The sequence below is a fragment of the Pseudomonas sp. CNPSo 3701 genome (assembly GCF_028674975.1).
Classification (GTDB): Bacteria; Pseudomonadota; Gammaproteobacteria; order Pseudomonadales; family Pseudomonadaceae; genus Aquipseudomonas; species Aquipseudomonas straminea.
Genome location: NZ_JAQZSI010000009.1, coordinates 110,187 through 130,553 on the forward strand (window position 1 = coordinate 110,187; position 20,367 = coordinate 130,553).

General features: G+C 63.3%; 18 protein-coding genes. 6 read left to right on the forward strand and 12 right to left on the reverse strand.

Annotated features, from left to right (window positions below; all coding sequences use genetic code 11):
- The first annotated feature begins 282 nt into the window (after positions 1-282).
- Together feaR and PVA39_RS22270 are read left to right on the forward strand one after the other, a co-directional pair.
- Positions 283-1,188, forward strand: a complete 906-nt coding sequence (gene feaR, locus PVA39_RS22265; protein WP_147176140.1) for a transcriptional regulator FeaR — start codon at positions 283-285, stop codon at positions 1,186-1,188.
- 218 nt (positions 1,189-1,406) lie between these two features.
- The gene (locus tag PVA39_RS22270) at positions 1,407-1,883 is read left to right on the forward strand and encodes a MarR family winged helix-turn-helix transcriptional regulator (protein WP_093506590.1); all 477 of its coding nucleotides are present in this window, start codon (positions 1,407-1,409) and stop codon (positions 1,881-1,883) included.
- A gap of 28 nt (positions 1,884-1,911) precedes the next feature.
- Here PVA39_RS22270 and PVA39_RS22275 read toward each other — a convergent pair whose 3' ends face one another.
- The 11 genes from PVA39_RS22275 to PVA39_RS22325 all read right to left on the reverse strand — a co-directional run bounded on the left by PVA39_RS22275 (position 1,912) and on the right by PVA39_RS22325 (position 12,502).
- Positions 1,912-2,481, reverse strand: a complete 570-nt coding sequence (locus PVA39_RS22275; protein ID WP_274125912.1) for a TetR/AcrR family transcriptional regulator — start codon at positions 2,479-2,481, stop codon at positions 1,912-1,914.
- Positions 2,482-2,498: 17 nt separating this feature from the next.
- A complete protein-coding gene (locus PVA39_RS22280) occupies positions 2,499-3,299 on the reverse strand; it encodes an HpcH/HpaI aldolase/citrate lyase family protein (RefSeq protein ID WP_274125913.1) in 801 nt (266 codons plus the stop codon).
- 54 nt (positions 3,300-3,353) lie between these two features.
- Positions 3,354-4,553, reverse strand: a complete 1,200-nt coding sequence (locus PVA39_RS22285) for an MFS transporter (protein ID WP_274125914.1) — start codon at positions 4,551-4,553, stop codon at positions 3,354-3,356.
- On the reverse strand, positions 4,546-5,316 hold the full coding sequence (locus tag PVA39_RS22290) for a GntR family transcriptional regulator (protein ID WP_274125915.1): 771 nt from the start codon (positions 5,314-5,316) through the stop codon (positions 4,546-4,548). Before PVA39_RS22290 ends, PVA39_RS22285 begins: the two co-directional genes overlap by 8 nt.
- Before the next feature lies 1 nt (position 5,317).
- Positions 5,318-6,502, reverse strand: coding sequence for a CaiB/BaiF CoA transferase family protein (locus PVA39_RS22295; protein WP_274125917.1), 1,185 nt, complete (start codon positions 6,500-6,502; stop codon positions 5,318-5,320).
- The gene (locus tag PVA39_RS22300) at positions 6,499-7,650 is read right to left on the reverse strand and encodes an acyl-CoA dehydrogenase family protein (RefSeq protein WP_274125918.1); all 1,152 of its coding nucleotides are present in this window, start codon (positions 7,648-7,650) and stop codon (positions 6,499-6,501) included. Before PVA39_RS22300 ends, PVA39_RS22295 begins: the two co-directional genes overlap by 4 nt.
- Positions 7,651-7,681: 31 nt before the next feature.
- Positions 7,682-9,073 carry an MmgE/PrpD family protein gene (locus PVA39_RS22305; RefSeq protein WP_274125919.1) on the reverse strand — a complete coding sequence of 464 codons (1,392 nt, stop codon included), beginning with the start codon at positions 9,071-9,073 and terminating at the stop codon, positions 7,682-7,684.
- Positions 9,074-9,085: 12 nt separating this feature from the next.
- Positions 9,086-10,351: a TRAP transporter large permease gene (locus tag PVA39_RS22310; RefSeq protein WP_274125920.1), complete on the reverse strand. Its 1,266-nt coding sequence runs from the start codon at positions 10,349-10,351 to the stop codon at positions 9,086-9,088.
- 9 nt (positions 10,352-10,360) lie between these two features.
- Positions 10,361-10,921, reverse strand: coding sequence for a TRAP transporter small permease (locus PVA39_RS22315; protein ID WP_274125921.1), 561 nt, complete (start codon positions 10,919-10,921; stop codon positions 10,361-10,363).
- Positions 10,921-11,913, reverse strand: coding sequence for a TRAP transporter substrate-binding protein DctP (dctP, locus tag PVA39_RS22320; RefSeq protein ID WP_274125922.1), 993 nt, complete (start codon positions 11,911-11,913; stop codon positions 10,921-10,923). Before dctP ends, PVA39_RS22315 begins: the two co-directional genes overlap by 1 nt.
- A 73-nt stretch (positions 11,914-11,986) precedes the next feature.
- A complete protein-coding gene (locus tag PVA39_RS22325; protein ID WP_274125923.1) occupies positions 11,987-12,502 on the reverse strand; it encodes a MaoC family dehydratase in 516 nt (171 codons plus the stop codon).
- Positions 12,503-12,909: 407 nt separating this feature from the next.
- Between PVA39_RS22325 and uvrD the strand changes: the two genes are divergently transcribed.
- The 4 genes from uvrD (at position 12,910) to PVA39_RS22345 (ending at position 18,311) form a co-directional block, all read left to right on the forward strand.
- Positions 12,910-15,111, forward strand: coding sequence for a DNA helicase II (gene uvrD, locus PVA39_RS22330; protein ID WP_274125924.1), 2,202 nt, complete (start codon positions 12,910-12,912; stop codon positions 15,109-15,111).
- 319 nt (positions 15,112-15,430) lie between these two features.
- A complete protein-coding gene (locus PVA39_RS22335) occupies positions 15,431-16,531 on the forward strand; it encodes a TRAP transporter substrate-binding protein (RefSeq protein WP_274125925.1) in 1,101 nt (366 codons plus the stop codon).
- A 241-nt stretch (positions 16,532-16,772) separates the two neighbouring features.
- Positions 16,773-17,630: a Tim44 domain-containing protein gene (locus PVA39_RS22340; RefSeq protein ID WP_274125926.1), complete on the forward strand. Its 858-nt coding sequence runs from the start codon at positions 16,773-16,775 to the stop codon at positions 17,628-17,630.
- Between the two features lie 273 nt (positions 17,631-17,903).
- A complete protein-coding gene (locus PVA39_RS22345; RefSeq protein ID WP_013789246.1) occupies positions 17,904-18,311 on the forward strand; it encodes an SMI1/KNR4 family protein in 408 nt (135 codons plus the stop codon).
- Between the two features lie 127 nt (positions 18,312-18,438).
- Here PVA39_RS22345 and PVA39_RS22350 read toward each other — a convergent pair whose 3' ends face one another.
- Positions 18,439-20,202, reverse strand: a complete 1,764-nt coding sequence (locus PVA39_RS22350) for a cation:proton antiporter (protein ID WP_274125927.1) — start codon at positions 20,200-20,202, stop codon at positions 18,439-18,441.
- Positions 20,203-20,367 lie beyond the last annotated feature (165 nt).

Consider the following 20,367-nt stretch of genomic DNA (forward strand, 5'->3'; position numbering starts at 1 on the left):
ATCCAGCAACCTCGAAGCGCATCTAGCGGGAGAGCCGCTGAATAGATTGGCCGGGACAATCTCCGCCTGGCCTAGCTGATTGCACCCGGCACGAAAGGCGCCTCGCTCAACGCCTCCACTCACCATGCGCGCGTACTCTGCCGCGCACTCCAGCCGCAACCACGGTGGCATCAGACACCATTTCTGGCCCGAGAAATGCTTGAATATTCTCGTGATTAGTAATGTGTGCAGTTTCTGCACAATACGCACTATAACGATTAGAAGAAGCCCTCGAGGTGCACCTTGAACGTGCAGAAAGCCCACGATTTCGATCACTGGAACCAGGCCGTCAGCGCCGTGTGTGGCCGTTTCGTTACCCAGCGTGCGCACAGCGAATTCATCGGCGATATCAGCCATCGCGACCTGGGCGGCCTGAGCGTTGCCGACATCCACGTCAACGCCCGGTCGATCTGCCGCGAACACGCCAATCAGGATCGCGGCGAAGATCAGTTCTACTTTCTGGTGATGCAGCGCGAGGGCGTCATGGCGATCAACCATGACCAGCAGCAGTTCGTGTTGCAGCCCGGCGATATCGCCCTGCTGGACTCGGCAAAAACCTTCGAAATGTGCCCCCAGGGCCTGGTGCATCAGCTGTCTGTACACCTGTGCCGACGCACCCTGGACCGCGTACTGCCGGCCCGCGCCAAACGCTTTGGCAAGGTGCAGCACGGCAACCTCAGTGGTCGCGTGCTGGCCAGCATGCTGACGCAGATTGCCGCGCCTCAGGACGAATACACGCACGATGCCCAGGATGGCGCCGCCGTGCAGGATGCGCTGATCAGCCTGCTGCAGCCCTGCCTGCAGGACCAGACCGATACCCCTCGCGGCCGCCCGTTGCGGCGCATGGCCGAGCAGTTGATTCAGGAGTCGCTGCCCCACGCACCCTCGCCCACCGAGCTGGCCGCGCGCCTGAACATCTCGGTACGTCAGTTGTACCGGCAGTTCGAAATCGACGGCGACAGCATCTGCCGCTATGTGCAGCGCCAGCGCCTGGAATACAGCGCCCGCGACCTGCTCGACGACAGCCTGCGCATCACCACCATCGCCTACAAATGGGGCTTTACCGACTCGGCGCATTTCTCCCGAGCATTCAAGCGCCAGTACGGCGTCTCGCCGCGCGACTACCGGGTGCAGACCCAGCAAAGCTGAACTGCTGCGTTGCTACAGCGGCTGGTAGAGCACAGTTTCTGGCAGGCAATGACAAGCCTGAATCATTCGCCCGGCCGCACACTGCAGCCGCCCGGCACAAACAGTGCGGAAGGTTGCGAGGCTGCAACAATGCGTCACCCTGACGCGCAGCCCGGCGGGTGCCGGATTTAGTAGAAATGTCTATGATTGCCCGTCGACTTTCATAAAGCAGCCCATTCATGTCCAGCGCCAAGAAACGCCGCAGCCGTTACAACCCCGCCAGCGAAGATTTCCACAAGGAAGAATTTCCCTTCTACTGGCTGGCGCGCGTGTACGGCCGCTACTCCCTGGCCATGGAGAAACTGCTCAAGCGCATCGACCTCGACATTCCGCGCTGGCGCGTGCTCAACATCCTGTTCGAAAACGACAATTCGAGCATTTCGGAAATTTCCGAACACGCCGTGGCCAAGCTGTCGACCATCACCAAGATCGTCTACCGCATGAAGGACGACGGTCTGGTGGAAACCAGCCAGAGCGCTCAGGACGGCCGCGTTACCCAGGTCGCCCTCACGGAAGCCGGGCGCAAGGCCTTCTTCGCCATGCACGAGCTCACCGACGAGCTGTTCCACAAGAGCTTTGAAGGCCTGACCGAAGCGCAATTGCGCAAGCTCAATCAGGTGCTGGCGAGCATCTTCGCCAACCTGCCGGAGCACTGAACAGCGTCGCCGCTCACAAGACTGCCCACTAGCGGCGTAGTCGATCGACTAGCAGGCGCTCCAGACCCTCGATCCAGTCATCCAGGTTCATACCGTCGCTATCGGGCGGGCCATCCAGCAGGCACAGCGTCTGACGGGCCACCGCGGCCACGCGGCGACTCTCGCCGCGCCCCGCCAGACGCGCCTGCAGCAGCCGTTCGAGCAGCGCTGCGTAGTCGACTTTAAGCGCCTGCAACTCGTACTGGGCCTCGCCGTTGAGGTGGCGGCTCTCGAGGGATGCGAGCACATACCAATCCGAGTTTTCGAACTTGAAGGCCAGATGATGGCGAAGGAAAGCCGCCAGCGCCTTACCCGGCTCGACGCGCCGCAAGCGAAGCTGCGCGCTGTCGATCAGCTGCTCGTAACCCTCTTCGATCAGTTCTTCCAGCAGCGCTTCCTTGCTGTGGATATGGCTATACAGCGATCCCGCCTGCAGCCCCACCGCCTGCGCGAGTTCGCGCAGGCTGACCGCATGAAAGCCCCTGGCGGCGAACAGCTGGCGGGCCATATCGAGCAGGTGCTGGCGGGCCTGGGTATTGGCTGAAAGCGAAGCAGGCATGGTCGAGTCTCCAGCGCTCAGGCGAGATTTTCCAGAATACGCTCGGCGCGCAGGATCACCGGCAGGTCGATCAACTTGCCGTTCAGGCTGATGGCGCCGACGCCACTGTGGTTTGCCACCGTGTCCAGCACCTGGCGCGCCCACTGCAGCTCATGCTCGGCAGGCCGGAAGCCTTCATTGATCGGCGCAACCTGTTTGGGATGCACGCAGAGCTTGCCGGCAAAACCTTGCAGGCGGGCGCGCTGCACGTCACGGGCGAGCAAGTCGAGATTCGCCAGATCCAGTGTCACGCCATCCACCGGCGCACCGATGCGTGCCAAAGCCGAGGCAATCACCAGGCGCGAGCGGGCGAACAGCAGTTCTTCGCCGTCGCCGAGAATGCCGGTGTCGACCTGGAAATCCACAGAGCCAAAGGCCAGGCACTGCACCTTGGGCGCGGTGGCGATCTGCTCGGCGTTCCACACGCCACGGGCGCTCTCGACGATCGGCAGAATCCGCAACGGCTCGGGCAGGCGTTCGGCTAGCGCGGCGAGCTGGTCAGCGCTTTCCGCCTTGGGCAGCGATACACCGAGCAAACCAGGCATCTCCAGCAGCGAACAGTCATCGAGGTGCCACTCGGTATCACTGCCATTGACGCGCACCCAGGCGCGGCCGCCGGCCTGTAGCCAGCTGCCAATGGCCTCGCGCGCCTCGGCCTTGCGGTCGGGCGTGACGGCATCCTCGAGGTCGAGAATCACCACGTCGGCGCCAGCGGCGCAGGCTTTGTCGAAGCGTTCCGGACGGTCGCCGGGGACGAACAGGTACGAGCGGGCTGCCATGGCAGGTCTCCACGTAATTGAGTTGATGGGCGGATGAGTGGTGACGGGGAAGCGTCAGCCTGTGTCGCAGCGCGGCGCAGGGGCGCCGGCGAAGCGCCAGAGCAGCAGGGCGATCGCCAGCATCAGCCCGCCGAACAGCAGGTAGCCGCTGGCCAGGGAATGGCTGAAGTGAGTCACCCCGGCGAACAGCGGCGGGCCGGCGACCACACCGAAATAGGTGAAAAACAAGGTGCCGCCAGTGTATTGCCCGGCCGTCCCGGTAGGCGCCAGGCGCGCCACTTCGGCCAGGTACACACCGTTCCAGCCAATGGCGGTGGCGCCGAACAACATGCTCACCGCGGCCACCAGGGACAGCGGCCAACTCTGGGTGAAGGCAGCGGTCAGCAACGAGGAAATCGCCATCAGCAGGGCCAGCAACGGCAGCAGCCGGCGCGGTTCCAACCAGTGGTCGGCCACCCAGCCCCACAGCAGCCGGCCAACCACCCCGGCGCCCTGAGTGAGGGCGAGAATCACCCCGGCGGTAACCAGTGCCAGCCCGTAATCTTCGGTCAGGTAGCTGACCAGATAGGTGGTCAGGCACAGCTGCATGGCCCCGAACAGCAACGAGCACAACGCCAGGTTGCGCATGCGCGGCATGGCGAAGATCAGCCGCAGCGGCTTGAACGGATCACGCCGCGGCGCCGGGCTCTGGCTACGGTCATCGTCGAGCGCCTCACGCACGCACTGGGCGACCAGCGCCATCAGTGCACAGGCTAGAGCCACCGCCAGCAGTGCGCCGTGCCAGCCAATCAGCCCCACCAAGCTGGGCACCAACATGCCGGCGAGCACCCCACCAATCGGCACGCCGGTTTGCTTCAGGGAAAACATGAAGCCCATCAGGTGGCGCGGTGTGGTGCGCGCCAGGATGTGCGAACTGGCCGGCGTCACCGGGCCGTAACCGGCACCCAGCGCCAGTGCGCTGATCACCAGGCACCACAGTTGGCCACCGGCGGCGATGGCCAGACCAGCACCGCACAGCAGCAAGCAGACCTGGCTGACGCGAATAGCACCGAAGCGCAGAATCCAGCTGCCGCTGAGCAGGCTGGAGATCATCGCGCCCAGGTAGATCAGCGCCACGAACAAACCAACCAGGGCGAGGCTACCACCCAGATCCGGCAGCGCCACAGGCGCCAATACCGGCACGGTGAACGAAGCCATGGACACCAGGGCCTGAATCGCCAGGGTGACCGCCAACGCCGCGTAACTGTTATTCACCGGAGCTGCCCTGCCAGATCAGCCGCTGGGTGATGGAGTAGCTGAAGCGTTCACCCGGGTGCACGTTGACCGCCACCTCGAGTAATTCATCGTTGCCGCCGTAGTACTTGCGCACGATATGCAGGCCCGGCGAGCCGGGCTCAACGTGCAGAGCACGCGCTGACTCGGGTTCCAGGCTCACCGCACTGATGGTCTGGCGTACCTCCGCCATCTGCAATCCAAAACGCCGCTGCAGGAGTTCGTAGATCGGCGTCTTGCCATCCCCGAATCCCTCCAGCGCTGCGCCGTAGGCACGCGGCACGTATACCAGGGTACGCGCCAGCGGCGCGCTATCACCCTCACGATGACGCACGCCAATCGCCCGTACCCAGACCTGCCCAGGTTTGCACTCAAGCAACTCGGCCAGCTCCTCGTCGGCGCTGACCTCCTCGGTACCGCTGAGCTCCATGCGCACGTCACGCACATACTGATGCAGGTCGGAAATCCCTTCGCTCGCCTGTATGTAGCGTGACGCCGGCTGAGTCGCCTTGACCCGGGTGCCGACGCCCTGCTGCTTGCTGATCAGGCCAAGCTCATTGAGCCGACGAGTTGCCTCGCGCACCGTATGCCGGCTGACATTGAACTGCTTGCACAGCTCATGTTCGGTGGGCAACAGGCTGTTCAGGGGATAACGGCCCGCCTTGATCGCCTCCATCAGCGCTTGCGCCAGGATCAGATAGCGGGGTTGTCCACCGGACAACAGCGAGGGCAATTCCTGGTTCATCTCAGCTCACTCCTGCAGGCTTCGAGTAGTTGGCATCCTTGCCGCGCAAAGCGCCCAGGATCGTCTGGTTGTGCGCACCTAGCCGCGGGGCCGGTCGGTTGGGCAAGGTCTCGCCCGCGCAGCGAATCGGACAGGCGAGCGTCCTGATCGTACCGCGCACCGGGTGCTCGACGCTGAAAATCAATCCCTGCTCATGGGCGAAGGGGTTATCCAGGGCCTGACCGACATCGTTGACCGGTGCTGCCGGTACCTGGCCGCCAAAGTGCGCGAGCCAGTAGGCGGTCGGCTGCTGCATCAGCACCGCATCGAGATCGGCGGTCAGCTGGTCGCGGTTGGCCAGGCGTGCCTTGAAGCTACCGTACTGATCGCTGCTGGCCCACTCGGGCTTGCCGATCAGATTGGCCAGCACCGCCCAAAACTTCTCCTTGTTGCACATGATGAACATCCAGCCATCCTGGGTTTTGTACAGCTGGCTGGGGGTAAGCGACGGGTGCGCCGAACGCGGTGTGCGCTCGGTCTTCACGTCTTCGTTGAGGTACCAGGTGCCCAGGTAGTTGAGGTTGTGCATGGCCACGTCGTAAAGGCTCACGTCGACATCGCGGCCAATGCCCGTGGCACGCGCGCCGACCAGTGCCGAGACCAGCGCCAGGGCCGCGGTGGTGCCGGTCATCATGTCGATGATCGACAGGCCGAAGCGCGCCGGCGGCCCACCCGGCTCGCCCGTCAGCGAGCAATAACCGGCCTCGGCCTGCATCAGGTAGTCATAACCCGGCCAGGCCTTGCGTGCACCTTCACGGCCATAGGCGGACAGGTGACAGCAAACCAGTTTCGGATTGTGCTGGGCGAGCTGCGCGTAGGTCAGCCCGAGCTTTTCCGGCAGGTCGCCGCGCAGGTTGTCGTAGAGCGCGTCGGCGCTTTTAAGCAACTCGATCAGCTGAACCTTTTCCTCGGGGTTCTTGAGGTTGAGGGTGACGCTCTTCTTGTTGCGGTTGAAGGATTGATAGAAGTGGCTGTCGCCTTCCTCGAAGTAATAGGGGCCGACATGCCGGCCGATTTCACCGCCATCGGCGGGATTCTCGATCTTGATCACCTCGGCGCCGAGATCGGCCAGGTGCTGGGTACCGAACGGGCCGGCACCGTACTGCTCGACGGCGACGATGCGCACGCCTTCCAGGGGCAGGCTCATACCGGGTTCCTCTCGATCAGTTGCTTGGCAATGATGATGCGCTGCATCTCGTTGGTACCCTCACCAATGGTCAGCAGCGGCGCGTCGCGGTACAGCCGCTCGACGTTGTATTCCTTCGAGTAGCCGTAGCCACCATGGATACGCATGGACTCCAGAGCGTTTTCTACCGCGGCCTCGGTGGCCAGATACTTGGCCATGCCGGCCTCCATGTCGCAACGCTCACCCCTGTCGTAGGCCTTGGCGGCTGACTCGGTGAGCAGCCGCGCCGCTTCAACGCGCGTAGCCATTTCACCGAGCTTGAGCTGGATCGCCTGGTGCTCGCAGATCGGTTTGCCAAAGGTCTTGCGCACCTGTGAATAACTCACTGCCTCGTTCAGCGCCGCGCGGGCCACGCCGACGCCACGGGCCGCGACATTGATACGCCCCAGCTCCAGGCCGGACAGCACCTGCTTGAGGCCAACGCCCTCGACCCCACCGATCAGGCAGTCGACCGGCACCTTGAAGTTCTCGAACACCAGCTCGCAGGTGTCGATGCCCTTGTAGCCGAGCTTCTCCAGCTTGCGCGCCACCTTGAACCCCGGCCCTTTCTCGGCGATCAGCCAGCTCATGCCCTTGTGGCGCGGCTCTGCGGTCGGGTCGGTCTTCACCAGCAGGGCCACCACGCCGCCGTGCAGGCTGTTGGTGATCCAGGTCTTGGCGCCATTGACCACGTAGTGGTCGCCTTCGCGCCGTGCGGTGGTGCGGATCGCCTGCAGGTCGGTGCCGGCATCCGGTTCGGTGAAGCCTACCGCGCCACGCAACTCACCACTGGCCATGCGCGGCAGGAAACGATCCTTCTGCGCGGGGGTGCCGTGGCGCTGAATCGCCGAGGCCATGATCAGGTGCGAGTTGATGATCCCGGACAGCGACATCCAGGTGCAGGAAATGCGCTCGACGATCTTCGCGTAGGTGGCGGTGGACAACCCGAGGCCGCCGTACTGCGGGTCGATGATGCAGCCGAACAGGCCCATGGCCTTCATCTTCTCGACCATTTCCTCGGGGTAAATGTCGTTTTTCTCCAGCTCATGCACGAACGGCCTGGCTTCGGTTTCCAGGAAGCGATCCAGGGCGTCGAGGATCATGCTTTCCTGCTCGTCATATTCGCTCATCGATGTATCTCCCGATTGTTCTTGTTGGGGGTCAGGCCGCGGCCGCCAGGACGCGCGACAGGGCGCGAGCGCTGCCTCCGTCGAGGTCGAGCAAGGCGTCGAGGATGGTCTGGGCGCGCTGCGGCGCCACGGCGGTATGTGCGTTGTCGAGGAACTTGGCGACGATGTCCGCGCTGCTCAGCGGACGATCCGCAGCACCGCGATTGATCGCCTCGCGGTGCCGCAGCTCGCGCCCGTCCCTGAGGGTCACCAGTACCTCACCGGAGTAATGGCGCGGAAAGCCCGACTGTGGGTCGATCTGGTAGTCGATCCGCTCCATCAGCGCCAACGCTGCCGGGTCGGTGAATGCCTCGGGCTCCAGATCCGGTAAACCGAAGCGCCCGCGTAGCAGGCCGCTGGCGATGGCGTAATGCACACTGAATTGCGCCTCGTAGCTGTTCGCCGGCTTGCGCTTGGCCGCCTGCGGCTCGCAGACGATGCCGATGGTTTCCTTTGGCACCAGAGCGGTGATGCGCACGATGTCTTCAGCGCGCACACCCTGGCCATGCAGGATCACCGCCGAGTCGGCCGCCGCATGGGTGAAGTGGCACGCCGGCACCGGCTTTACCGCCACCTCGCCGACCTCCCAGACCTCGCCGAGGTCGGCTGTGGCCAGGGTGTAATCGCATTCGGCCTCGCGCTCACCCAGGTGGCTCTTGAACAAGCCGAAGCGCCCCTCGTAAACCGCCTGCGGGCCGGTGAAACCGTGACGTGCAAGAGTTGCGGCGGTCAGCCCGGACACCCCAGCCCAGCCCGGATGCATGCGCTTGGTCCAGGCGCCGTCCTCGAGAAACTCCAGGCTGCCGGAGGCGGTGCTGAGCACGATGCCCTGAGCCATCGCCAACTGAGCGGCCGTCTGCTGCTGCAGCTTGCCGGCGATCAGCGCGCAGCCAAAGGCACCGATCAACCCGGTGGGATGAAAGCCGACCTGATGGAACCCGCCTTTGGCCACCGCTGCAACGCGAGTCGCCACTTCCATGCCCAGCACGTAGGCCGTCAGCAGCTCCCGGCCACTGCTCTGGTATTTCGCGGCAATGCCCAGGGCGGCCGGAAAGCAACTGGCCGTGGCGTGAATGACGCCGCGACCGTGGGTATCGTCGAAGTCCAGACCGTGGACGAGCGTGGCATTGAGCAGCATGGCGTCACGCAACGACAGCTTGGCACCCAGACCGATCACGTCGCTGTCGCCCTCGCCCAGCTCACGGGCGGCGGACAAGGTGCGTTGGGCGAATTCGTAGCCGGTCGAAGCCAGGGCGATACCCACCGCATCGAGGATCAGAAGCTTGGCTCGCTCGCGGGCGGCCTCGGGAATCGCCTCGTAGTGCAGCCCTGCAGCGAACTGGGCAAGGGTGGCGGCGATGGAGTGTTCAGCGGAGGCATTCATTATGGTTGTTCCTCAGTTGACCAGCGTCAGCGAGATCGCCGGAATGAAGGTGATCAACGCCAACCCCAGCAAACGCACGCCGTAGAACGGCAACACGCCTCGTGCCACCTCATGCACTGGCTGCTTGGAAATGCCGGCCATGACGAACAGGTTCAGACCGATGGGCGGTGTGAGGGTGGCGATCTCGACATTGGCCACCATGATCACGGCGAAGTGGATCGGGTTGATGCCCAGGTGCGTGGCGATCGGGAACAGCAGCGGTGCGGTGAGCACGATCAGGGCGATACCATCGAGGAACATGCCCAGAATCAGCAGCACGATGTTGACCAGGATCAGGAACTGCCAGGGGCTCAGGTCCATGGCACCGACCATCGCAACCAAACTGGCTGATACCCCCATGCGGGCCAGGGCGAAGCCAACCAGGCTGCCACCCATGACCACGGCGAATATCATGGTGGTCTGCAGCAGTGAGTCGCGGGCCACGTCCCAGATGCCGCCCAGAGTCACGCTGCGGTACACCACTAGGCAGAGAATCGCGGCATAGGCGGCGGCGAAGGCCGAGACCTCGGTAGGGGTCAGGTAACCGGTATAGATGCTGCCCAGGATCAGTACCGGCATCAGCAAGGCCGCACCGGCACCTGGCAAACGGCGGCTGAAAGCGCGCCAGTCAGCACGTTGCGCCTGGGCGCCATAGCCGTTGCGCCGCGAGAAGAACATCACCGCCACCATCAGCAGGCAGGCCTCCATCAACCCCGGCAGCACACCGGCGATGAACAGCTGGTCCACCGGCAAGCCGACGATCGAGCCGATCAGAATGAAGCCCAAAGATGGCGGGATCATCAGACCCAGGGTGCCGCCCACCGCGACGATGGCCGCCGAGAAACGTGGTGGGTAATTTTCCTTGGTCAGGCCACCGACGGTCGAAGCGCCAATGGCCGCTGCCGAACCCACGCTGGAGCCTGACACCGCAGCGAAGAACACGCTGGCGATCATCGCCGTCAGCGCGAGGCCGCCACGCACCGCCTGCACCACGCTGCCAACCAACTGGATCAGCAACTCGGCGATATTGCCGCGCATCATCAGGTTGCCGGCCAGTACGAACATGGGAATGGCCATCAGTGGATAACTGTTCACCGACTTGAAGGCGGTCTGTGCGATCACCGTGGTCGGCACCCCGGCAACGAACAGGATCAGGCCGGTGGTCACCAGCCCCAGGGCCACGGCGACGTGGGTGCCGATGGCGAGGAATGCCAGCATCACCAACAGAGCAATAAGCATGGTGGCCTCCTAGAGCTGTGAGCCGGTGATCTCGCCATTACCGAACGGGTCATTGCCCTTTAGGGCGACAACCAGACAACGCAGGTAATAGGCAAGGAACAACAAGGCACCGATGGGCATGACCAGGAACAACAACCAGAGCGGCAGATCGAGATTGGACTCGGTCATCATGCCCATCGTGTAGTAGCGGTGAACCTGCGGCAGCGAGGCGTAAAACAGCAGCCCGCAAAACAGCACTCCAACCAGGCTCGACAGCACGTGGCAGAGACGCTGCAGACGCGGCCCCAGACGCTCCACCAGCAGCTCGGTGCGAATGTGATTACCTGAATGGCCTGCCACGCCAAGCGTCAGGAAGAACGCCCAGATCATCAGGTAGCGCACACCTTCTTCGGCCCAGAACGCACTACTGTCGAAGGCGGCGCGGGAAATGCCCTCGAAAAGCATGATCGCGGTCGCCAGTAGAAACATGATCGTGGCCAGGTTGAGCAATACCTTGCGTTCGAACAGCAGCCAGAAACTGCGCCCACTATCAGCCTGCTGCCGTGGTTCGGCTGTGGTTTGCGCGGTCATCACAGGCACCTCGCCTCGATGGCGTCCATCGCGGGCAGCACCTCAGGATGAGCCTTGGCGAAGACTTCCTTGTTGTTCTCGGCGATCTGCTGGTAGGCCTTGGACTCTTCGGCGGTCGCCTGGGTAAAGGTCGCTCCGCCAGCCACCATCTTGTCGATCAGCTTCTGATCCTCGACCACCACCTCTTTCCACTGTTTGGAAGTGATCTCGTCCATGCTGCTGGTGACGGCTTCCTGCTCGGCCTGGCTCAATCCGTCGAACCAGACCTTGTCGACCACCACCGCATAGGTGGTGAGCGAGAAATTGGGGACGTAGTACGCATGCTTGCCGGTCTGCCCGATCATCTCGGCCCAGCCACCCGCGGAGGTGAACACGCCGTCGATAGCCCCTTGCCCCAGCGCCGTACTCATTTCCGAGGCGGGCATGGACACCGGGCTGGCTTGCAGGCCGCGGATGGTGTCGAGGAACACCCGACCGCCAATGACCCGAATCTTGCTGCCCTTGAAGTCGGCGATCTGCTTAACATCGCGCCGACTCATGATGAAGAACAGGTCTGCAGCCCGTAGCAGCCCGAGGATCTTCAGCTGGCGCGGCTCCACATAGGACGACATCAGCTCGGTCAGCCCCTTGGCGTAACACTGGTTGTTCATCAGCTTGTCGGTGAGGGTAAACGGCAGGTTGATCGCGCCCAGACGCGGGTCGATGGTCTCGATGCGCACCGACACCGGCCAGACCATCTGCACGGCGCCCGTGCCGAGGGCAGCCAGGGCATCCTGATCGTTGTAGAGCTGCGAGGCCGGAAAGACCTTGACCTCAAGCGCGCCCTGCGTGCGCTCGCCGACCCGTTCGGCGAACTCGTTCATGTAGCCGGTTTTCCAGTGGCTGGCGGCGACCTCGTTGGGTAACACCAGCTCGGCAGAGAAGGCTGCTGGCGCGAGCGCCAGCGTGCAGCTCGCGGCAGTGGCCGCGATGAAGCGCTTTAGCATGGACATGGTATTTCCTCGTATTTGTTCTTGTTGAGGAACGACGTACCGCGTTAGCGAACTGGGAACTGCGCCGCTGGCGTCAGTAATTGGCAGCCTCGTCGAGCGTGTTGCCCTCTCTCATCTGAATCAGCACGTTGCGCTCGAACGTCATGAACACCGTGCCGTCGGCCTTGGTACCCGTGGTCTTGACGCTGATGATTCCCTGGTTGGGTCGCGACTTGGAGGCTCGCTTGTCGAGCACCTCGGAAGCGGCATAGATGGTGTCGCCTGGAAACACCGGCGCCGTGAGTTTGATGTCCGTCCAGCCGAGGTTGGCGATAGCCTTGCCACTGACATCCGGCACGGTCATGCCGAGCACGATGGCCACGGTCAGGCCGCTGTTTACCAGCGGCCGACCAAACTCGCTCTTGGCCGCATAGGCAGCGTCGCAATGCATGGGGTGCAGATTCATGGTCAGCAGGGAAAACTGGATGTTGTCGGTCTCGGTGATGGTGCGGCCGGGACGATGTTCGTACACGTCACCAATTTCGAAGTCTTCGAAATAGCGGCCGATCTGCCCACGGTAGCGCTGTTCGCCAATCTGCTTGACGCTCATATGGAGCTCCTTCTTGTTGTCTGGCGAACGGGTCGCCTTAGTTATCAGGTTGTCCGGACAACAGGATAGGAGACGATAAAAATTCCTGCCACCCACATAGTGCGAAATGGCGCTGTGAATACCCGTTTCGGTTAGCAAAGTACGAGTGGCAACGCGCCTAGGTCGGCGATCTCGCCCGGCACTTACCGTTCGTCGGCAGCGTTTCTTCGTGGTGGGAAAGCGGCATTGCCGAGCCCTCCATGACGAGGCGCAGATGTCTTGTTCGAATAGCGTCGCGCTGTCAGCGCAGAAATATGCGGAGTCGTTATTCCCGTCTGCGGCCGCAACAGCACTCCAGCGCGAACTGCGTGCAATACCGCTACGCGGCGCCGTTTGCCCAACCTGCGCCGGCCCCCTAGAATGCCGCGATGCAAAATGACCTCGATCAGCGACTCACCTCTCTAAACCCAGCCCAGCACCACGCGGTTACCACGCCGCCTGGCCATCAACTGGTGCTGGCCGGTGCCGGCTCCGGCAAGACCCGCGTACTGGTGCACCGCATCGCCTTTCTGATCCAGCGCCTGGACGTCTCGCCGCACAGCATCCTGTCGGTGACCTTCACCAACAAGGCGGCGGCCGAGATGCGCCATCGCATCGAGGACGTGCTCGGGCAGAGCCCGGCGGGCATGTGGGTCGGCACCTTCCACGGCCTGGCGCACCGCCTGCTGCGTGCCCACTGGCAGGAAGCCAAGCTGGTCGAGAATTTCCAGATTCTCGATTCCGACGACCAGCAACGGCTGATCAAGCGGGTGATCCGCGAGCTGGGTCTGGATGAGCAGCGCTGGCCGGCCAAGCAGGCCCAGTGGTTCATCAACGGCCAGAAGGACGAAGGCATCCGCCCGGCCGGCATCCAGGCCAGCGGCGACCTGTTCCTGGCCACCATGCGCAGCATCTACGAAGCCTACGAGGCCGCCTGCGCCCGCGCCGGGGTGATCGATTTCGCCGAGCTGCTGCTGCGCGCCCTCGACCTGTGGCGCAACAATGCCGGCCTGCTGGCGCACTACCAAAAGCGATTCCGGCACATCCTGGTCGACGAGTTCCAGGACACCAACGCCGTGCAGTACGCCTGGCTGCGCTTTCTCGCCATGGGCGGCGAAAGCCTGATGGTGGTGGGCGACGACGACCAGTCGATCTACGGCTGGCGTGGCGCCAAGATCGAGAACATCCAGCAGTTCGACAGCGACTTCGCCGACGCAGAGATCATCCGTCTGGAGCAGAACTACCGTTCCACGGCGAACATCCTCAACGCTGCCAACGCGCTGATCGCCAACAACCAGGGGCGCCTGGGCAAGGAGCTGCGCACCGATGTCGGCGATGGCGACCTGATCAGCCTGTACGCCGCCTTCAACGAGCACGACGAAGCGCGCTACGTGGTCGAGACCATCGGGGATGCCCTGCGCAAGGACGGCATCAAACGCAGCGAAATCGCCATCCTGTATCGCTCCAACGCACAGTCGCGGGTGCTGGAAGAAGCGCTGCTGCGCGAGAAGATCCCCTACCGCATCTATGGAGGCCAGCGCTTCTTCGAGCGCGCGGAAATCAAGAACGCCATGGCCTACCTGCGCCTGATCCACCAGCGCGGCAACGACGCCGCCCTGGAGCGGGTGATCAACGTGCCGGCACGTGGCATCGGCGAGAAGACGGTGGAAACCCTGCGCCAGTTCGCCCGCGCCAACGACCTGTCGATGTGGGCCGCGCTGCACGAAGCGGTCGGCACCAAGGTGATCGCCGGCCGCGCCGCCAGTGCCTTGAACGGCTTCGTCGAACTGATCGACACCCTGGCGTTGAAGGTCGAGGGCCTCCAGCTGCACAGCACGGCGCAGCTGGTCATCGAACAATCCGGCCTGCTTGCCTATCACCGCGACGAGAAGGGCGAGAAGGCCCAGGCGCGGGTGGAAAACCTCGAGGAACTGGTGTCCGCCGCCCGTGCCTTCGACTCCTATGAGGGTGAGGACGGTGACGAAGCGCAAACGCCGCTGGCTGCTTTCCTCGATCATGCCTCGCTGGAGGCCGGCGACACCCAGGCCGCCGAACATGAAGACAGCGTGCAAATGATGACCCTGCACAGCGCCAAGGGCCTGGAGTTCCCGCGGGTGTTCCTGGTGGGCATGGAAGAAGGCCTGTTCCCCCACAAGATGAGCCTGGAAGAACCCGGCCGCCTGGAGGAGGAACGCCGCCTGGCCTACGTGGGCATCACCCGGGCCATGCGCCACCTGGTGATCAGCTACGCGGAAACCCGCCGCCTGTACGGCAACGAGACCTACAACAAGGTCTCGCGCTTCGTGCGCGAAGTACCGCCGCACCTGGTGCAGGAAGTGCGCCTGTCCAACAGCGTCAGCCGCCCCTACGGCAGTGGCAGCCGCAGCATGAGCGGCAGCAGCCTGTTCGCCGGCAGCGCCGTACCGGACACGCCGTTCAACCTCGGCCAGCGCGTGCAGCACTCGCTGTTCGGCGAAGGCACCATCCTCAACTTCGAGGGTTCGGGGCCCCAGGCACGGGTGCAAGTGAACTTCGAGAGCGAAGGCAGCAAGTGGCTGATGCTGGCGTACGCCAAGCTCGAGGCTATTTAAGAGCCTGTTAGCGATTTTTCTGGGGATGCGTACGGGCAACTACTGGGGCGAAAGCAGAAATTGTTGTTTCACCAGTGGGAACGGGCGGGGATGCCTAGTCCATGCCCGTGATTTTTCGCGGGCATGGCCCGCTCCCACAGAGACTGCGCCGATGACCGCTTCCGCCGCATTGCAGTCAAAAATAGATAAAGTCCGACAAAGATCTTGAACAGACTCTAGGTCAGCTCGACGATTACCAACATGGCAGCCGCCATTACGGACGGCTGCCAATAACAAAAGCAATCTGGGCACGCTGCTCGACACTGCAAGGGAGAACACCATGAACCGCCGCAATCTGTTCGGCGCCGCTGTGGCGCTGTTCGCTGCCATCGGCCTGGCCGGCTGCAAGGAAGACAAACCCGCTGCCGACCAGGGCACCGCTGCCGCCGCAAAGGTGGAGGCCGTGCACTGGAAGATGGTCACCTCTTGGCCGAAGAACTACCCGGGCCTGGGCACCGCCGCCGAGCGCCTGGCCGAGCGCATCAATGCCATGAGCGCCGGGCGCCTGACCGTCAAGGTCTACGCCGCTGGCGAGCTGGTTCCGGCGCTGGAAGTGTTCGATGCAGTGTCCCGCGGGACCGCCGAAATGGGCCACGGCACGCCCTACTACTGGAAGGGCAAGGTACCAGCAGCGCAATTCTTCTCCTCGGTGCCGTTCGGCCTGTCGACCCTGGAAATGAACGCCTGGCTGAGCAAGGGCGGCGGTCAGGCTCTGTGGGATGAGACCTACGCGCCGTATGGCGTGAAGCCGCTGTCGGCCGGCAACACCACCATGCAGATGGGCGGCTGGTACAACAAGGAAATCAACTCCCTGGACGATATCAAGGGCCTGAAGATCCGCATGCCGGGCCTGGGTGGCGAGGTATGGACCAAGCTCGGCGCGATCACCGTCAACCTGCCTGGCGGCGAGATCTTCACCGCACTGCAGACCCGCGCCATCGACGCAACCGACTGGGTCAGCCCGTACAACGACCTGGCCTTTGGCCTGCACAAAGCCGCCAAGTACTACTACTTCCCGGGCTGGCAGGAGCCGCAGGCGGTGGTCGAGTCGATGGTCAACCAGAAGGCCTTCGACGCGCTGCCGGCCGACCTGCAGGCGATCGTCGTCGAAGCGGCCCGCGCCGCGACCCTGGACATGATGGACGACTACGTCTACCACAACGCCAAGTCCCTCACCCAGCTCAAGGAGCAGGGCGTGGAGATCAAGCGCTTCCCCGACGAAGTGCTGGCTGCGATGAAGCGTGAATCCCAGGTCGTGCTCGAAGACCTGGCCAGCCAGAACGACCTCAATGGCCGTATCTGGAAATCCATGAAGAGCTTCCAGGACGAAGCGGCACCGATGGGCGCCGTGACCGAGAAGGAACTCTACAACTGGCGCTGAGCCAGGGGCCGTGTAACCTGCGTGGCCATACCAAGCCGGGGCGGCTTCATCGACGATGATGCGCCCCGACAATCGGCAAGCTCCCCCTCGAACGGCACATTGCGAGTGTGCCGTTCGCATCTCCAGCCCCGCCAGCGCACCGCCTCGCTGGGCAAAAGCTCGAAACATTCTGTTGCTGGTCACGCCGACCCGCCGCGGGCAAGATGCCCGTCAGTGTTTCAACAACCAAGAGAAACCGATAATGCAGCGTTTCCTCAGCATCGCCCTGGTAATTTGCCTGGGCCTGTCTTTCAGTCTGACTGCCGACGCCAAGCGTATGGGCGGCGGCAAATCCTTCGGCGCCGCGCCGAGCCACCAGACTCGTCAGGCCACCCCGCCTTCCCAGCCTAATTCCACTGCCGCCGCGCCAGGCCGTACGCCGGCTGCCGCAAGCGGTGCTTCGCGCTGGCTCGGCCCGCTGGCCGGCCTGGCCGCCGGTGGCCTACTGGCCTCCATGTTCATGGGTGACGGCTTCGAAGGCCTGCAGATCATGGACATGCTGATCTTCGGCCTGATTGCCTTCCTGTTGTTCCGCTTCCTGGCTGCCCGTCGCCAGAAGCAGCAGCCGAACGTCGCCGCTGCCGGTGGTGCCCCGTTCCAGCGTGAGGCCCACGGCCAGCCGCAGCCGGCTCAGCCGTCGATCTTCGGTGGCAGCAATGCGGCCGCCATCAAGCCGGTGATCAACGCACCGGCCTGGTTCAACGAGGAGAGCTTCGTCAACGCTGGTCGCGAGCACTTCCTGAACCTGCAGCAGCACTGGGACGCGAACGAGATGGACAAGATCGCCGAGTTCGTGACCCCGCAACTGCTGGAGTTCCTCAAGCGCGAGCGCGCCGATCTGGGTGACGGCTTCCAGTCCACCTACATCGACAACCTCGACGTGCAGTTGGACGGTGTCGACGACCACGCAGACAAGACCATCGCCACCCTGACCTTCAGCGGTGTCTCGAAGACCTCGCGCTTCGACCAAGGCGAAGCCTTCAGCGAAAGCTGGCGCCTGGAGCGTGTGGTTGGTGAGAACCAGCCCTGGCTGGTCGCCGGTATCCGCCAGAACGGCTGATCCCACAGGCACAGACAAAACCCGGGCTTGCCCGGGTTTTTTTGGTCTGCAGTTTTCGGAACCTCCAGGCGCTCATCGCACTCAACGGGATGCGAAACCCGTCGCAAGCCGCAACATGGCGTTTTGCCTTTGCACGGCTTGTGACTATTTTCCATTCAGCGTAAAAAGCTGCGTTATCTAGGAAGCGGCAGAGCAGACGAGGCCAGTCGGGCCTGCGTCGGCTTCGTGCGTTTCAGAATCTGATGAGAGTCGCCGAACTCAGGTGGAGCCGCCGTGGAAGAAGTCATCGAACAACTGCGTGAATTGAACGAGCCGGTGCCGGTGCCGCTGGAGCTGCCTGACGAGGAGCTGCTGGTGGAGATCGAGGAGCAGATCCTCATCAACCTGCCGTTCGAGCTTCGCGAATTCCTGCTCAAGGTCAGCGACGTGGTGTACGGCCGCCTGGAGCCGGTCACCGTCACCGATCCGCAATCGCACACCTACCTGCCCGAAGTGGCCTCGGTCGCCTGGTCCCTGGGTGTGCCGCGCGAGCTGGTGCCGATCTGCGAAGACCGCGGCAACTACTACTGCGTCGAACAGGACGGCACCGTGCTGCTCTGGGACGGCGAAGAAGAAGACCTCACCGACGACAGCTGGGACTCGGTCTGGCACTGGGTGCGGGAAGTCTGGCTGGAGGAGTAATGCCGGTCAGCCGTGGTAGCCCAGGTTGAGCACAGCGATACCCGGCAATGCTGTCCTGGGTACAGCTTCGCTCAACACCAGGCTACGACCAATACAACAAGGGCGCCTATAAGGCGCCCTTGTTGTTTCAGTGATGCCCCGGTATTTCGGGCTTGTCGAGGGTTTCGAACAGGGCAATTTGCAGGCGCGTATGCACGCGGATGAACCAGCGCCACAGCACTGCCACCACACCCGCCGCGACCACACCCACCAACAGCAGCATGTCGTTGGACGGCAGGATGCTCGACGACAGCGCAGTGAGCAGCAGCATGATGCCGACCAGCGAGAGCAGCGGGATCACTTCGGCAATCACCTTGCGCACCCGCGCCGTGTGGCGACCGGCCTTCTCCTGGCGCACGCCCATCTCGGCGAGCAGCATGGAGAGCGCCTTGATCTTGCGGTAGGCGGCGATCAGGCAGGGCAGCGCCAGCAGCAGGGCGGCGCCCCAGATAAACGCCTTGCGCAGGTTTTCTTGGTCAACCCAGCCACTGAGCCAGGCGCCGATCTGCCCTGCGAAGAAGGCGATGCCGAGAAAGATCGCCACCACGAACGCCAGGTTGACCAGCACCTGCAGGACGATCTTGCGGATCATGCCCGCCAGGATCGCGCCCTGCCCCTGCGGCTGAATGCTGCGCAGCCACTCGCCATACAACGAGAACACCCGGGAAACGCCCTGCGGCATGCGCTTGCCCAGGCTCACCGCCAGTGGGTCGGCGGCGCGGATCAGGTACGGCGTGGTCAGGGTGGTAATCACCGATACGGCGACCGCCACTGGGTAGAGGAAGTCACTGGTCACCTGCAGGGTCATGCCCAGGGTGGCGATGATGAAAGAGAACTCGCCGATCTGCGAAAGCCCCATGCCGACGCGCAGCGAGGTGCGCCCGTCGTTGCCGGCGATGAACGAGCCGAGGCTGCAGGAGAACACCTTGCCGACGATCACCGCCACGGTGATCACCGCGATGGGCCAGGCGTATTCGACCAGCACGCCGGGGTCGAGCAACAGGCCGATGGCGACAAAGAAGATCGCGCTGAACATGTCGCGTACCGGCTCGACCAGGCGCTCGATCTGCCCCAGCTGGCGCGATTCGGCCATGATCGCGCCAATCAGGAAGGCGCCCAGCACCATGCTGTACTCGAGCTTGACTACCAGCAGGCAGAAGCCGAAACACATGCCCAGCACCGCCACCAGCAGCATCTCGTTGCTCTCGAACTTGGCCACGTAGGCGAGGATGCGCGGCACCAGGATGATGCCGATAACCAGCGCAACAATCATGAACAGCGAAAGCTTGCCGACGGTGGCGAACACTTCGCCGGTCTCGACCGTGCCGCTCAGGGCGATACCGGACAGCAGCGCGATGATGCCGATACCGAGGATGTCCTCGACGATCAGCACGCCAAAGATCAGCTGGGCGAAGCGCTCGTTCTTCATCTTCAGGTCGCCGAGCGCCTTGATGATGATGGTGGTCGAGGAAATCGCCAGAATCGCGCCGAGAAACAGCGAGTCCATGGTGCTCCAGCCAAAGTAGCGGCCGATCTCGAAGCCGATCCAGATCATCAGAACGATTTCCAGGAACGCCGCGATGAACGCCGTGGCGCCGACGCTGAACAGCTTGCGCAGGCTGAACTCCAGCCCCAGGCAGAACATCAGGAAGATCACCCCCAGCTCGGCCAGGGTGCGGATGGTCTCCTCTTCATGGATCAGGCCGAACGGCGGTGTGTGCGGGCCGATCAGAAAGCCAGCGAGGATGTAGCCCAGCACCACCGGCTGCTTGAAGCGGTGAAACAGCACGGTGACCACACCGGCCACCAGCATGATCACCGCGAGGTCCTGGATGAAGCTGATGGCATGCATGGCGTAACTGCTCCTTGTTTTCGGGCAACACGAACGCGCTCGGGCTGACGGCTCGGGGCTCGTTGAGGGTTGCTGGAAGGGGAAGACAGGCCCGTTGTGGGCGCTGTAACCCGAAGGTTAACACCCGGGCTGGACCTGTCGCGACCCTGGCGCCGATCCAACCCG